13 protein-coding genes are annotated in these 13,126 nt (G+C 62.6%); 5 read left to right on the top strand and 8 right to left on the bottom strand.

Annotated features, from left to right (window positions below; all coding sequences use genetic code 11):
• Positions 1 to 111: 111 nt before the first annotated feature.
• The 7 genes from FURADRAFT_RS02750 to FURADRAFT_RS02720 form a co-directional block, all read right to left on the bottom strand.
• Entirely contained in the window at positions 112 to 1,059 is a 948-nt protein-coding gene (locus FURADRAFT_RS02750) for a class I SAM-dependent methyltransferase (RefSeq protein ID WP_040652269.1), read from the bottom strand.
• Between the two features lie 129 nt (positions 1,060 to 1,188).
• The gene (gene coaD, locus FURADRAFT_RS02745) at positions 1,189 to 1,716 is read right to left on the bottom strand and encodes a pantetheine-phosphate adenylyltransferase (RefSeq protein ID WP_008952576.1); all 528 of its coding nucleotides are present in this window, start codon (positions 1,714 to 1,716) and stop codon (positions 1,189 to 1,191) included.
• A gap of 104 nt (positions 1,717 to 1,820) precedes the next feature.
• Positions 1,821 to 2,792: a peptide ABC transporter ATP-binding protein gene (locus FURADRAFT_RS02740; protein WP_008952575.1), complete on the bottom strand. Its 972-nt coding sequence runs from the start codon at positions 2,790 to 2,792 to the stop codon at positions 1,821 to 1,823.
• Positions 2,792 to 3,763: an ABC transporter ATP-binding protein gene (locus FURADRAFT_RS02735; protein WP_008952574.1), complete on the bottom strand. Its 972-nt coding sequence runs from the start codon at positions 3,761 to 3,763 to the stop codon at positions 2,792 to 2,794. The genes FURADRAFT_RS02740 and FURADRAFT_RS02735 overlap by 1 nt, the downstream gene beginning before the upstream one ends.
• A gap of 10 nt (positions 3,764 to 3,773) precedes the next feature.
• A complete protein-coding gene (locus FURADRAFT_RS02730) occupies positions 3,774 to 4,697 on the bottom strand; it encodes an ABC transporter permease subunit (protein ID WP_008952573.1) in 924 nt (307 codons plus the stop codon).
• A 16-nt stretch (positions 4,698 to 4,713) separates the two neighbouring features.
• The gene (locus tag FURADRAFT_RS02725) at positions 4,714 to 5,742 is read right to left on the bottom strand and encodes an ABC transporter permease subunit (protein ID WP_008952572.1); all 1,029 of its coding nucleotides are present in this window, start codon (positions 5,740 to 5,742) and stop codon (positions 4,714 to 4,716) included.
• 409 nt (positions 5,743 to 6,151) lie between these two features.
• Positions 6,152 to 7,744, bottom strand: coding sequence for an ABC transporter substrate-binding protein (locus tag FURADRAFT_RS02720; protein ID WP_008952571.1), 1,593 nt, complete (start codon positions 7,742 to 7,744; stop codon positions 6,152 to 6,154).
• A 305-nt stretch (positions 7,745 to 8,049) separates the two neighbouring features.
• Here FURADRAFT_RS02720 and FURADRAFT_RS02715 point away from each other — a divergent pair, with 305 nt between their 5' ends.
• On the top strand, positions 8,050 to 8,982 hold the full coding sequence (locus FURADRAFT_RS02715; protein ID WP_008952570.1) for a LysR substrate-binding domain-containing protein: 933 nt from the start codon (positions 8,050 to 8,052) through the stop codon (positions 8,980 to 8,982).
• A gap of 33 nt (positions 8,983 to 9,015) precedes the next feature.
• On the opposite strand, the gene FURADRAFT_RS02710 is transcribed toward FURADRAFT_RS02715, so the two are convergent.
• Entirely contained in the window at positions 9,016 to 10,137 is a 1,122-nt protein-coding gene (locus FURADRAFT_RS02710) for a beta-ketoacyl-ACP synthase III (protein ID WP_008952569.1), read from the bottom strand.
• Between the two features lie 267 nt (positions 10,138 to 10,404).
• On the opposite strand from FURADRAFT_RS02710, the gene iscR reads away from it, so the two are divergent.
• The 4 genes from iscR to iscA all read left to right on the top strand — a co-directional run bounded on the left by iscR (position 10,405) and on the right by iscA (position 13,086).
• Positions 10,405 to 10,887 carry a Fe-S cluster assembly transcriptional regulator IscR gene (gene iscR / locus FURADRAFT_RS02705; RefSeq protein ID WP_008952568.1) on the top strand — a complete coding sequence of 161 codons (483 nt, stop codon included), beginning with the start codon at positions 10,405 to 10,407 and terminating at the stop codon, positions 10,885 to 10,887.
• Between the two features lie 29 nt (positions 10,888 to 10,916).
• The gene (locus tag FURADRAFT_RS02700) at positions 10,917 to 12,134 is read left to right on the top strand and encodes an IscS subfamily cysteine desulfurase (protein ID WP_008952567.1); all 1,218 of its coding nucleotides are present in this window, start codon (positions 10,917 to 10,919) and stop codon (positions 12,132 to 12,134) included.
• Positions 12,135 to 12,330: 196 nt separating this feature from the next.
• Positions 12,331 to 12,714 (top strand): Fe-S cluster assembly scaffold IscU, encoded by a 384-nt coding sequence (iscU, locus tag FURADRAFT_RS02695; RefSeq protein ID WP_008952566.1) that lies wholly within the window; start codon positions 12,331 to 12,333, stop codon positions 12,712 to 12,714.
• A 48-nt stretch (positions 12,715 to 12,762) separates the two neighbouring features.
• Positions 12,763 to 13,086: an iron-sulfur cluster assembly protein IscA gene (gene iscA / locus FURADRAFT_RS02690; protein WP_008952565.1), complete on the top strand. Its 324-nt coding sequence runs from the start codon at positions 12,763 to 12,765 to the stop codon at positions 13,084 to 13,086.
• Positions 13,087 to 13,126: the final 40 nt, after the last annotated feature.

The following is a 13,126-nucleotide window of genomic DNA, read 5'->3' as shown; positions in this document are numbered from 1 at the left end:
TGACAGAAAATCGGCACGAAGGCCGCAAACTATTGATACACAAGCGAAACCCATCCGAAAACAAAAAGGGTTGGCCGAAGCCAACCCTGCTTTTCTACATCAGTGGACCGCTCATGCACGGTGCTGCAGTCGATAACAGACGTGGATTTTCTTATTGCGGAAGTCTTCCGGTACCGACTGGGCGCTGATATCGCGCACGTCGTAACTCTCGGCCAGCCTTGGATCGAGTGCGAACGAGCGCAGGTTGTTGGAGAAGTACAGTGTACCCCCCGGCGCGAGCAGCGCCATGGCATCGTCGATCAGACGCACGTGGTCGCGCTGGACGTCGAGGATGTCGAGCATCTTCTTGGAGTTGGAGAAGGTCGGCGGGTCCATGACGATAAGGTCGAACTGTTTGCGCTGGTAGATGGCGTCGTCGAGGTACTGGAACACGTCAGCACGCACCAGCTGGTGACGGTTGAGATCCAGACCGTTGAGTTCGAAGTTGCGGCGTGACCAGTCCTGGTAGGTGTTGGACAGGTCGACCGTTTCCGAACTGATCGCACCGCCGGCACCGGCGTAGACGGTGAAGCTGCCGGTGTAGGCGAACAGGTTAAGGAAACGCTTGCCGGCGGCTTCTTCGCGCACGCGCTTGCGGGTGTTGCGATGGTCGATAAACAAGCCGGTGTCGAGATAGGCCTCGAGGTTGACGATGAAACGTTGGCCGAACTCTTCGATTATGAAGTCGTCGCCCAGCTCGCCGAGTTTTTCGTACTGGCTTTCGCCCTTTTGACGGCGACGGGTCTTGAGCGCGATGTGCTCACGCGCCACGCCGGTGACCTGCCGGATGGCGTCCAAGCAGGCGTCGAGCCAGACTTCGCGCTCGCTGTCGTCCATTTCCCAGCCGGTATCGTATTCCTGCACGTGGACACGCTGGCCGTAGATATCCACCGCCAGAGGAAACTGCGGCACGTCGCGGTCATAGGCACGCCAGGCATCGATGCCCTGACGGCGAGCCCATTTGGCGTAATGCTTGAAATTCTTGCCGAGTCGATTGGCGAACGGTGTCACATCCACCATGGCGCTATCCTTCTTCTGACCGGCTTGCGGGCCGGTGTCCATCAAAAAAGCAAAACGCGCCAGTTTCGGACTCTGACGCGCGGGGTGTTTCGGCCAGGCGGATGGCCGAGCGGGGGATATTATGACTCGTTATGGCTTGTGGTGCATTTCCACCAGCTTGAGACAGACCGGCTCCGGCAGGTATTGGCGGATGACCAGTTCCCAGCCTTGCGGCCCGACCAGTCCCTTGACCATGGTGGAGGAGACTTCGGCGTATTCACGCGGCGGCAGCAGGAAGATGGTGGTGATATCCGGGTGCAGGTCGGTATTGATGTAGCGCATGGTGCGCTCGTACTCGTAGTCGCTGGCGGTACGGATGCCGCGGATGATGTAGTTCGCGCCGACCGACTGGGCGTAATTGACCAGAAACTGGTTCTCGAAGACTTCGACGCGCAGATTGGGAAATTCCTGCGTGACGGCCAGCAGCATCTCGAGGCGTTCTTCGACACTGAAGCTGCAGTGCTTGTCCGGATTGACGCCAATGGCGACGATCACTTCGTCAAACAGCTCGACGGCCTTGCGAATGATCCACAGATGTCCATTGGTGACCGGGTCGAAACTCCCGGCGTACACGGCTCGCTTCAATTTGCGTTTTCCTGTTTTATTCATCTGCACCATGGTCGAATCTATCCTGCAAAACGGGCAAGGTAAAGTTATTTTTGCTGCATAGCAAAAAACCCCGCCTCAAGCGGGGTTTCAGGCCGGGCGCTGGTTTCAGTCTATCAAACGTTGATTTCCTCCGCGCGATGACACGCCACCAGATGACCTTCCACCGGGCGCAATGGTGGCACCTCGCTGCGGCAGCGTTCGACGGCGTGCGGGCAGCGCTTGTGGAAGGCGCAGCCGGACGGCGGATTGAGCGGGCTCGGCAGCTCGCCGACGATCTTGATCTTGGCGTGCCGATCTTCCGGGCGGATCGACGGCGTGGCCGACAACAGCGCCTGGGTGTACGGGTGCAGCGGCCGCGAGTAGATCTGCTCCTTGCTGCCGCTTTCCACCGCGCGCCCGAGGTACATCACCATCACGTCGTCGGCGACGTGCTCGACCACGGCGAGATTGTGCGAGACGAACACGTAGGCAGTCTTGAACTCGTCCTGCAGGTCCATGAACAGGTTGAGCACCTGCGCCTGGATCGACACGTCGAGCGCCGAGGTCGGCTCGTCGGCGATGACGATCCTGGGGTTGAGCATCATCGCGCGGGCGATGGCGATACGCTGGCGCTGACCGCCGGAGAACATGTGCGGGTAGCGGTAATAGTGCTCCGGGCGCAGGCCGACCTTGGCCATCATGGCGCGCACCTTGGCCTGGCGCTCGGCCGCCGACAACGCGGTATTGATCAGCAACGGTTCGGCCAACTGGTCGCCGATCTTCTGGCGCGGGTTGAGCGAGGCGTACGGGTTCTGGAACACCATCTGCACCCGGGTGCGCATGGTTTTCAGGGTGGCACGATCGGCCTTGGCGGCATCGACGCCGTCGAGCAGCAGCGAACCGGAGGTCGGCGGCTCGATCAGGGTCAGCTGGCGCGCCAGCGTGGACTTGCCACAGCCGGACTCGCCCACCACCGCCAGCGTTTTGCCGGCCTGGAGCGAGAACGAGACGCCGTTGAGCGCCTTGACGGTGGCGGCGGGTTTGAGGAAGCCCTGCGACACGTCGTAATAGCGGGTCAGCTCCCGCGCTTCGAGAACGGTAGTCATCAGGACTCCTTGTCATACAGCGGAAAATGGCAACGCACGGCGCCCTGGCGTTGCGCGGTCAGCGCCGGCCGCTCGGCGCGGCAACGCTCCTGCACGTACGGGCAGCGCGGCGACAGCAGACAGCCCGACGGCCGGTCGTACTGCCCCGGCACGATGCCCGGCAGCGTGGAGAGGCGGTGCGCGCCCTTGCTGTGTTCCGGGATCGACTTCAACAGCGCTTCGGTATACGGATGGGAGGGGTGACGGAAAATGTCCGGCACCTGGCCCATTTCCGCCACTTGGCCGGCGTACATCACCGCCAAACGCTGCGCCACCTCGGCCACCACGGCCAGGTCGTGGGTGATGAGGATCAGCGCCATGTTCTGGCTTTGCTGCAGGCTGACCAGCAGTTCCATGATCTGCGCCTGGATGGTGACGTCGAGCGCGGTGGTCGGCTCGTCGGCGATCAGCAGCTTGGGATTGCAGGCAATGGCCATGGCGATGGCCACGCGCTGGCTCATACCACCGGAGAGCTGGTGCGGGTAGGCGGAGAGGCGGCTCGCCGCCGCCGGGATTTCCACCATTTCCATCAGCTCCAGCGCACGCGCCTTGAGCGCCGCGCCGCGCAGCCCCTGGTGCAGCTTGAGCACCTCCATGATCTGGTAACCGACGGTGAAGCTCGGGTTGAGCGCCGTCATCGGGTCCTGGAAGATCATCGAGATATCCTTGCCGACAATCTTGCGCCGTTCGCGCGCGCTGATGGTGAGCAGGTTCTTGCCGTCGAATTGCAGCTTGTCGGCGACGATGCGGCCCTGTCCTTCCAGGAGGCCCATCATCGCCATCATCGTCACCGACTTGCCGGAACCAGATTCGCCGACGATGCCCACGATCTCGCCCTGATCGACGGTGAGATCCAGCCCTTCCACGGCGCGGAAGGGGTTCTTGTCCGAACCGAACTCGACCGAGAGGTTCTTGATTTGCAACAGACTCATGTATTTCCCCTTACGCGGCGCGCTTCAGTTTCGGGTCGAGCGCATCACGCAGGCCGTCGCCCATCAGGTTGATGGCCAGGACCGACAGCAGGATGGTGAGGCCCGGCAGGGTCACCACCCACCAGGCGCGTTCGATGTAGTCGCGCGCCGAGGCCAGCATGGTGCCCCACTCCGGGGTCGGCGGCTGCACGCCGAGACCGAGGAAGCCCAGCGCGGCGGCTTCGAGAATGGCCGAGGAGAAGCTCATGGTGGCGTGCACGATCAGTGGCGCCATGCAGTTGGGTAGCACGCAGACGAACATCAGCCGGACCAGGCCGGCACCGGCCACGCGCGAGGCGGTAACGTAGTCGCGGTTGAGTTCGGTCATCGCCGAGGCGCGGGTGAGGCGCACGTAGGCCGGCAGCGCCACGATGGCGATGGCGATCATGGTGTTGATCAGGCCCGGGCCGAGGATGGCGACAATGGCCACCGCCAGCAGCAGCGCCGGCAGCGCCATCATGATGTCCATCAGGCGCATGATCAGGCTGCCCAGCACTTTGGGGAAGAAGGCGGCGATCAGGCCGAGGATCACCCCGGGCACCATCGCCATCACCACCGAAGTCAGGCCGATCAGCAGCGACAGGCGCGCGCCGTGGATCAGCCGCGACAGCAGGTCGCGTCCCAGTTCGTCGGTGCCGAACAGGAAGCGGCTGGACCCGCCATCCATCCAGACCGGCGGCGCGAGGATGGCGTCGCGATACTGTTCGATCGGGTTGTACGGCGCGAGCCAGGGCGCCAAGAGCGCGCTGAGCGTGATCGCGAGCATGAACACCAGCCCGGCCACGGCGCCCTTGTTATGGGAGAAGCCCTGCCAGAATTCTTTCAATGGCGAGGGGTACGACAGCGCCACATCGTCGGCGGCGGTCGCAACGGGAGAAGCTTGTACGTTGGCCATGACGGCTCCTGTGCGGTTACTTGGCATGACGGATGCGCGGGTTGGCGATGCCGTAGAGGATGTCCACGATGAAGTTCACCAGGATCACCAGCGTGGCGACCATGAGGATGCCGTTTTGCACCACCGGGTAGTCACGCCGGCTGATGGCGTCGATCAACCACTTGCCGATGCCGGGCCAGGAGAAGATGGTTTCGGTCAGGACCGCGCCGCCCATCAGCGTCCCCACCTGCAGCCCCATCACCGTCAACACCGGGATCATGGCGTTGCGAAGGGTATGGATGAAGATCACCCGCGCCGGCGACAGACCCTTGGCACGCGCGGTTCGGACGTAGTCCTCACGCAGGACTTCCAACATCGAGGAGCGGGTCATGCGCGCGATCACCGCCAGCGGGATGGTGCCCAGCACGATGGCGGGCAGGATCAGGTGCTTCAAGGCGTCTTTGAAGGCGCCGGCATTGAGCGAGGGATCGGCCGCTTCGGCCAACCAGGCGTCGATCAGCATGAAGCCAGTGCGCGGCGCGATGTCGAAGGCCAGGTCGAGCCGGCCCGACACCGGCGTCCAGCCGAGCTTGACCGAGAAGAACATGATGAGGATCAGGCCCCACCAGAAGATCGGCATCGAGAAACCGGTCAGGGCGAGCCCCATGACACCGTGATCGAAGATCGAGCCGCGCTTGATGGCGGCGATCACGCCGGCCAAGAGGCCGAACACGGCGGCGAACAGCATGGCCATCACGGCCAGTTCCAGCGTGGCCGGAAACAGCGTGGTGAATTCCTTCCACACGCTGTCCTTGGTCACCAGCGACTCGCCCAGGTGGCCGGTCGCCAGGTTATGCAGGTAATCGACGTATTGCAGGTAGATCGGCTTGTCGAGGCCCAGGCGATGCATGGCGTCGGCATGCATCTGCGGGTCGAGGGTACGCTCGCCCACCATGACTTCCACCGGATCACCGGGGATCAGGCGGATCAGGCCGAAGGTGATCAGCGTGATGCCGAAAAACGTCGGCAGCAGCAGACCCAGGCGCCTCAGAATGAATGAAAACATAGTGAAACATCTCCCACGCTCAGTGCACGCAGCGATAAGGCGCACTGTTGGTCGACCCCGGGTAAGGGATCATGCCAAGCGAAAGATGGAGGAAAAACCGCGGGAGAAGAGAGAAGGAGGCGCCGGACGATAACGTTGCAACTGAACCACCCACCCACATCAGCTACTCGTTACCGTCACGGCAAGAGAACGATAACATCGCGCTGGCGCGGGGGTATTGATATAGGTCAAGAAGCGACGAAGATGCATCCGGCCGCGGTCATTTTCCCGGGCCCAGTCGGCCTTTCCACCATCCGCTCAACGGCCCCGAACTGCTTCGGGTCATGCCCTTTGCATGGTCGGAACCGTTGTAATGGATCGGGGGCCGCAGCCCCCGACAATCAGCCATCAGACAGGCGCAGTGCCGTCCTTATTTGACGCTGACACCGTAGAAGGAATTCAGGCCGAACGGGCTGACCTTGAAGCCTTCCACTTCCTTGCGCATAGGCTGGTTCACCGTGGAGTGCGCGATGGTGGTGAGCGGCACCTGCTGCTTCACGATTTCCTGCGCCTTCATGTAGAGCTTGGTGCGCTCGCCGACGTTGGCGGTGGTCTTGCCCTTCTGGATCAGGTCTTCGAACGGCTTGTAGCACCACTTGGAGAAGTTGTTGCCGTTCATCGCTTCACAGCCGAACAGCACGCCCAGCCAGTTGTCCGGATCGCCGTTGTCGCCGGTCCAGCCGATCAGCATGGAATCGTGCTCGCCGGCCTTGGCGCGCTTGAGGTACTCGCCCCACTCGTAGGACTGGATCTTGGCCTTGACGCCGATCTTGGCCCAGTCGGACTGGATCATTTCGGCCATCACCTTGGCGTTCGGGTTATACGGGCGCTGCACCGGCATAGCCCACAGGCTGAGTTCGAAGCCGTTCGGGAAGCCGGCCTTCTTCAGCAGCTCCTTGGCCTTTTCCGGGCTGTACGGGGCGTCCTTCAGCGACTTGTTGTACGACCACTGGGTCGGCGGCATCGGGTTGGTGGCCGATTGGCCGGCCCCCTGATACACGGCGTCGATGATGGCTTTCTTGTTGATCGCCATGTCCAGCGCCTGGCGCACTTCGAGCTTCTCCAGCGGCTTGTGCTTGACGTTGTAGGCGACGTAGCCGAGGTTGAAGCCGGACTGTGACATCACCTTGAGTTTCGGGTCGGCCTTCATCGCCGGCACGTCGGCCGGGCGCGGGAAGGTGGTGACCTGGCATTCGCCGGCTTTCAGCTTCTGGAAGCGCACCGACGGATCGGTGGTGATGGCGAACACCAGGTTGTCGAGCTTCACCTCACCCTTGTTCCAGTATTCCTTGTTGCCGACGAAGCGGATCTGGGCGTCTTTCTGGTAGCGCTTGAAGATGAACGGGCCGGTGCCGACCGGCTGCTGGTTGATCAGCTGCGGCTTGCCTTCCTTCAACAGCTTGTCGGCGTATTCGGCGGACTGGATCGAGGCGAAGCTCATCGCCAGATCCTGCACGAAGGCGGCGTCGATCTTCTTGAGGGTGAACTTGACGGTGTACGGGTCGATCTTCTCGACGTGGGCGATGTTCGCGTCCATGCCCATGTCGGTGAAGTACGGGAATTCGGTCGGGTAGGCCTTGCGGAACGGGTGGTTCTTGTCGAGCATGCGCTGGAAGGTGAACAGCACGTCGTCGGCGTTGAATTCGCGGCTCGGCTTGAAGTAGTCGGTGGTGTGGAACTTGACGCCCTTGCGCAGATGGAAGGTGTAGTTCAGGCCATCCGGCGAGACCTCCCACTTTTCGGCCAGGCCGGGAATCACCTTGGTACCGCCGCGTTCGAATTGCACCAGGCGGTTGAACACGGTTTCTGCCGAGGCGTCGAAATCGGTGCCGGTAGTGTACTGGCCCGGATCGAAGCCGGCCGGGCTCCCCTCGGAACAGTAGATCAAGGTACCGGCGGCCTGCGCCATGGACGCGCCGGCGAGCAGGCCAGCGGTGAGCAGCAAATGCTTGGCAATTTTCATAGTTTCCCTATTCCCTGCTTGTATTTAAGGTTTCAGCTTTTACAGTCCGCCAGCGCCCGGATAGGGTGCAGGCGGTATCGTCACTACAATCACGCCCTGCCCTTTCTCCCCCTGATGTCGCCCGGAACGGGCCCGAAGGGAGATCGTGCGGCCAACGCTCGGCGGCTATCAGGCCCCGAGACGACTTCTGCTGGTGCGCGCCGAGTATTCCACACTTCAACTATCACATCCATTCGCAAACAATGATAGCCAATGCGGTTTTGTTATAATGTCGCCTATGCCAGCCATTCAAGAAAGCTTTCCCCATGATCCGCTTCCGCCAAGTCGAGGCCTTCCGCTGTCTGATGGTGACCGGCACCAGTGTCGGTGCCGCGCGTCGCATGCACATCACCCAGCCGGCGATCAGCCGGCTGATCGCCGATCTCGAGGCGGATCTGGGCTTTCGCCTGTTCAACCGCACCAAGGGTCGGCTCGAGCCGACCATGGCGGCGGTGCGCTTCTACCGCGCCGTGGAAGAAAACTTCCTCGGCCTGGAGCGACTCAGGCAGGCGGCGGAAACGATCCGCCAGGAGGCGTCCGAGGGCCTCACCGTGGCCTGCCAGCCGGTGTTGTCCACCGGGCTGCTGCCGCCGATCCTGCGCGAGTTCCTGAAGCGGCGCCCGGGCCTGCCGGTGAAGATCGACACCGTCAACAGCCCGGAAATCCTGGTGCGGCTACAGGAACTCAAGACCGACATCGCCGTCTGCCAGGCCTTCCCTCCGCTGGCCGGCATCGAGATGGAGCCGCTGCTGGAAGGCAACGTGCTGTGCGCCATGCCGGCCTCGCACCCGCTGGCCAAGAAAGAGATGATCGTGCCGGAGGACCTGCACGAGCAGGATGTCATCGGCTGGCTGCCGGAAGGCCCGCTGTCGCGCGGCATGGAGGAGGTTTATTTGCCCGACCGCTCGATCCGTCCGCGCTACACCATCCGCACCCACACCTCGCATACCCGTTACGCCATGGTGGCGAGCGGCTTCGGCATCTCCATCGTCGAGCCGTTCGCCGCGCCGGTGTGGCTGCCGCACGGCGTGGTGGTGCGCCCGTTCCAGACCGAGGTGCGCTACCAGTACGTGCTGGCCTACCCGAGCACCGGCATCCGCTCCGACATCGCCCACGATTTCCGCGAGGCCGCGCTGACCGTGGCACGCGAACACGACTTCGGCCACGTCACGCGCAAGGATTCGGCACAGCCCGTCTGATGCCCGGCGCCGGATGGCCTGAGCCGGCATGGCTCAGGCTTGCTTCAGCACCACGCTACCGACCGAGTAGCCCGCCCCGAACGAGCAGATCACCCCCACATCATTAGTTCGTAGCCGATCTTTATGTAAATGGAAAGCGATGATCGAGCCGGCGGAGCTGGTATTGCCGTAGCGGTCCAGGATCACCGGCGCCTCGTCGGGACCGGCCTCACGGCCGAGCACGCGCCGCGCGATCAGCTGGTTCATCGCCAGATTGGCCTGGTGCAGCCAGAAGCAGCGCACGTCGTCGGGCCGGATCGCCAGTTGTTCCAGATGAGCCACGATGTGCTCACCGACCATCGGACAGACTTCCTTGAATACCTTGCGACCTTGCTGGTGGAACAGCTTGTCCGGCCGGCCGATGCCGCTTTCGTCGCAACGGTTGAGAAAGCCGAAGTTGTTGCGGATGTTGTTGGAAAAGGCGGTGGCCAGGCGCGTCCCCAGCACTTCGTAGACGTTGGCCGAAGCCGCCAGGTCGGCACGCTCCAGCAGCACCGCGGTGCAGGCATCGCCGAAGATGAAGTGGCTGTCGCGGTCGCGGAAGTTGAGGTGGGCCGAGCAGATTTCCGGGTTCACCATCAGCACCGCGCGCGCCTGCCCGCACTGGATGGCATTGACCGCGCTGTGGATGCCGAACGTCGCCGAGGAGCAGGCCACGTTCATGTCGAAGGCGTAGCCCTGGATGCCGAGCGCCCGCTGCACCTCGATCGCCAGCGCCGGGTAGGGCCGCGGCAGGTTGGAGCAGGCAGCGATCACCAGGTCCACGTCTTCGGCCAACCTTCCGGCCTGGGCCAGCGCCTCGCGCGCGGCGGCGAGCGCCATCTCGGCCTGGAGCGACAGGGCCTCGTTGCCCCGCTCGGGCAGGCGCGGCGCCATGCGCGCCGGGTCGAGCACGCCCGCCGCGTCCATCAGGAAGCGCTGGCGGATGCCCGAGGCCTTCTCGATGAACTCGGCGCTCGACGCCGCCAGCGGTTCGACCTCGCCGGCGGCAATGGCCTCGGCCTGCTCGGCGTTGAAATGGGCGGCGTACTGGTTGAAGGCCGCGACCAGCTGTTCGTTACCGACCGCATGGGGCGGGGTAAACAGGCCCGTGCCGCTGATGACCACCTTGTGCATTGCTCACTCCCAGCCGGCGGCAGTGGCCGGCGCATCAAAATCAAACAAATGTTCGACTGATGATACACCAAGCAACCACGGATCATTAAGAAACACATGCCAGCCTCACTAAAACCAAGTAAAATAGTCAAGTTATAGCCGGTGTCGACGAAACGGTTTCTGCCCGTGCCTCAATGCAGATGAGCAAACTTGGCCGACCAGTAGTTGACTAAATTACTCGGAAATTAGGTATAATCCGGATAACCATTCCCAACGGAAACTGAGATCATGCGTTTGACCACCAAGGGACGCTTCGCCGTCACCGCCATGCTGGATCTGGCCTTGCGCCATGGCAACGGCCCCGTCACGCTGGCGGGGATCAGCGAACGGCAGAGCATCTCGCTTTCCTACCTGGAACAGCTGTTCGGCAAGCTGCGCCGCGCCGAACTGGTGGAAAGCGTGCGCGGTCCGGGCGGTGGCTACACCCTGGCCAAGAGCGCCGAACAGATTTCGGTGGCGGACATCATCACCGCCGTGGACGAGCCGGTGGACGCCACCCAGTGCGGCGGGCGCGAGAACTGTCACGACAACCATCGCTGCATGACCCACGACTTGTGGACCAACCTCAACGCCACCATTTTCGATTACCTGTCCAAGGTGACGCTGTTCAGCCTGGTAGCCGAGCAGCACGCCAAGGATGTCAACGTCATGCAGGACAAGCGCGAAGCCACGCCACAGCGGGCTCGCGTCACGCCGACCGGCGCCATGTGAACCGGACGCCTTTTGTGGAGATATTAAGAATGAGTCAGCTCAAGCTTCCGATCTACCTCGACTATTCCGCCACTACGCCGGTCGACCCGCGCGTGGCGGAACAGATGGTGGTCTACCTGACCGAGAAATTCGGCAACCCGGCGTCGCGCAGCCACAGCTTCGGCTGGGAAGCGGAAGCCGCGGTGGAACAAGCCCGTGCTGACGTGGCCGCGCTGGTGAACTGCGACCCCAAGGAAATCATCTGGACCTCCGGCGCCACCGAGTCCGACAACCTGGCGATCAAGGGCGCCGCCCAGTTCTACAAGAGCAAGGGTAAGCACATCATCACCGTCAAGACCGAACACAAGGCCGTGCTCGACACCTGTCGCGAACTGGAACGCCAGGGCTTCGAGGTGACCTACCTCGGCGTCAAGGACAACGGCCTGATCGACCTCGACGACTTCAAGGCGGCGCTGCGCCCGGACACCATTCTGGTATCCGTGATGTACGTCAATAACGAGGTCGGCGTAATCCAGGATATTCCACAGATCGGCGAGATCTGCCGTGAGAAAGGCATCGTGTTCCATGTCGACGCCGCCCAGGCAACCGGCAAGGTCGATATCGACCTGAGCCAGCTCAAGGTCGACCTGATGAGCTTCTCCGCCCACAAGACCTATGGCCCGAAAGGCATCGGCGCGCTGTACGTGCGCCGCAAGCCGCGCGTGCGCCTGGAAGCGCAGATGCACGGCGGCGGCCACGAGCGCGGTTTCCGCTCCGGCACGCTGGCGCCGCACCAGATCGTCGGCATGGGCCAGGCCTTCCGCATCGCCCGTGAAGAGATGGCGACCGAGAACGAGCGCATCCGCATGCTGCGCGACCGCCTGTGGAACGGCATCAAGGATATGGAAGAGGTCTACATCAACGGCGACATCGACGCCCGCGTGCCGCACAACCTCAACGTCAGCTTCAACTTCGTCGAAGGCGAATCGCTGATCATGGCGGTGAGGGACCTGGCGGTATCGTCCGGCTCGGCCTGCACCTCGGCCAGCCTGGAGCCGTCCTACGTGCTGCGCGCACTGGGCCGCAACGACGAACTGGCGCACAGCTCGATCCGCTTCACCATCGGCCGCTTCACCACCGAGGAAGAGATCGACTACACCATCAAGCTGATGCGCGAGAAGATCGGCAAGCTGCGCGAACTGTCCCCGCTGTGGGAAATGTTCAAGGACGGCGTCGACCTCAACAGCATCGAGTGGGCCGCTCACTAAGAACCCGTTCACGATCTGTCGCGAGCGGCCCTCAGCGGGGTGAAGAGCAGCGCAGGAACCGGAATGTACTGGAGTACATGAGGATTTCGAGCAGCACATGAGCCCCGATCAGGGGTGCGCAGCAAGATCGTGAGCAGGTTCTAAACCAGATTACCGGCGGGAGGCAGTCCCTCCCGCACGCAAGGAGAACTACACCATGGCATACAGTGAACAGGTCCTGGACCATTACGAGAACCCGCGCAACGTCGGCTCCTTCGACAAGGGCGACGACAGCGTCGGCACCGGCATGGTCGGCGCCCCGGCCTGTGGCGACGTGATGAAGCTGCAGATCAAGGTCAACGAGAACGGCGTGATCGAAGACGCCAAGTTCAAGACCTACGGCTGCGGCTCGGCGATCGCCTCGTCCTCGCTGGTGACCGAGTGGGTCAAGGGCAAGACGCTGGACGAAGCCATGTCGATCAAGAACACCGAGATCGCCGAAGAGCTGGCGCTGCCCCCGGTGAAAATCCACTGCTCCATCCTGGCCGAAGACGCCATCAAGGCAGCAGTGAGCGACTACAAACAGAAACACGGCAAGTAAGCGGATGGCAGGCTCCGCCTGCCCTCTGCCCCATCGGCAGGAACGACTATGGCAATCACTCTTTCCGAACGTGCGGCCGACCATGTCCGCAACTTCATCGCCAAGCGCGGCAAGGGCCTGGGCATCCGCCTCGGCGTGAAAACCTCGGGCTGCTCGGGCATGGCCTACAAGCTGGAGTTCGTCGACGTCGCCAGCGACGAGGACGTGACCTTCCAGAGCCATGGCGTGACGGTGTTTACCGACGCCAAGAGCCTGGCCTACCTCGACGGCACCGAACTCGACTACGCCAAGGAGGGCCTCAACGAGGGCTTCCAGTTCAACAACCCGAACGTCAAGAACGAGTGCGGTTGCGGCGAGAGCTTCAACGTCTGAGTCACCTTGAGAGCCATGCTGCCGGAACCGACCTTCGTGG

Origin of the sequence: Pseudogulbenkiania ferrooxidans 2002, from assembly GCF_000174355.1 — a bacterium.
Classification (GTDB): domain Bacteria; phylum Pseudomonadota; class Gammaproteobacteria; order Burkholderiales; family Chromobacteriaceae; genus Pseudogulbenkiania; species Pseudogulbenkiania ferrooxidans.
The sequence above is the reverse complement of the archived record's forward strand: the minus strand, read 5'-3'. Positions and strand labels throughout refer to the sequence as shown.

Coding starts and splice junctions, on each gene's coding strand:
- FURADRAFT_RS02735 (WP_008952574.1), bottom strand. CDS start 3,763: ATGAGTCTGTTGCAAATCAAGAACCTCTCGGTCGAGTTCGGTTCGGAC.
- FURADRAFT_RS02740 (WP_008952575.1), bottom strand. CDS start 2,792: ATGACTACCGTTCTCGAAGCGCGGGAGCTGACCCGCTATTACGACGTG.
- iscR (WP_008952568.1), top strand. CDS start 10,405: ATGCGTTTGACCACCAAGGGACGCTTCGCCGTCACCGCCATGCTGGAT.
- FURADRAFT_RS02750 (WP_040652269.1), bottom strand. CDS start 1,059: ATGGTGGATGTGACACCGTTCGCCAATCGACTCGGCAAGAATTTCAAG.
- FURADRAFT_RS02715 (WP_008952570.1), top strand. CDS start 8,050: ATGATCCGCTTCCGCCAAGTCGAGGCCTTCCGCTGTCTGATGGTGACC.
- FURADRAFT_RS02710 (WP_008952569.1), bottom strand. CDS start 10,137: ATGCACAAGGTGGTCATCAGCGGCACGGGCCTGTTTACCCCGCCCCAT.
- iscA (WP_008952565.1), top strand. CDS start 12,763: ATGGCAATCACTCTTTCCGAACGTGCGGCCGACCATGTCCGCAACTTC.
- FURADRAFT_RS02725 (WP_008952572.1), bottom strand. CDS start 5,742: ATGTTTTCATTCATTCTGAGGCGCCTGGGTCTGCTGCTGCCGACGTTT.
- FURADRAFT_RS02700 (WP_008952567.1), top strand. CDS start 10,917: ATGAGTCAGCTCAAGCTTCCGATCTACCTCGACTATTCCGCCACTACG.
- iscU (WP_008952566.1), top strand. CDS start 12,331: ATGGCATACAGTGAACAGGTCCTGGACCATTACGAGAACCCGCGCAAC.
- FURADRAFT_RS02730 (WP_008952573.1), bottom strand. CDS start 4,697: ATGGCCAACGTACAAGCTTCTCCCGTTGCGACCGCCGCCGACGATGTG.
- coaD (WP_008952576.1), bottom strand. CDS start 1,716: ATGGTGCAGATGAATAAAACAGGAAAACGCAAATTGAAGCGAGCCGTG.
- FURADRAFT_RS02720 (WP_008952571.1), bottom strand. CDS start 7,744: ATGAAAATTGCCAAGCATTTGCTGCTCACCGCTGGCCTGCTCGCCGGC.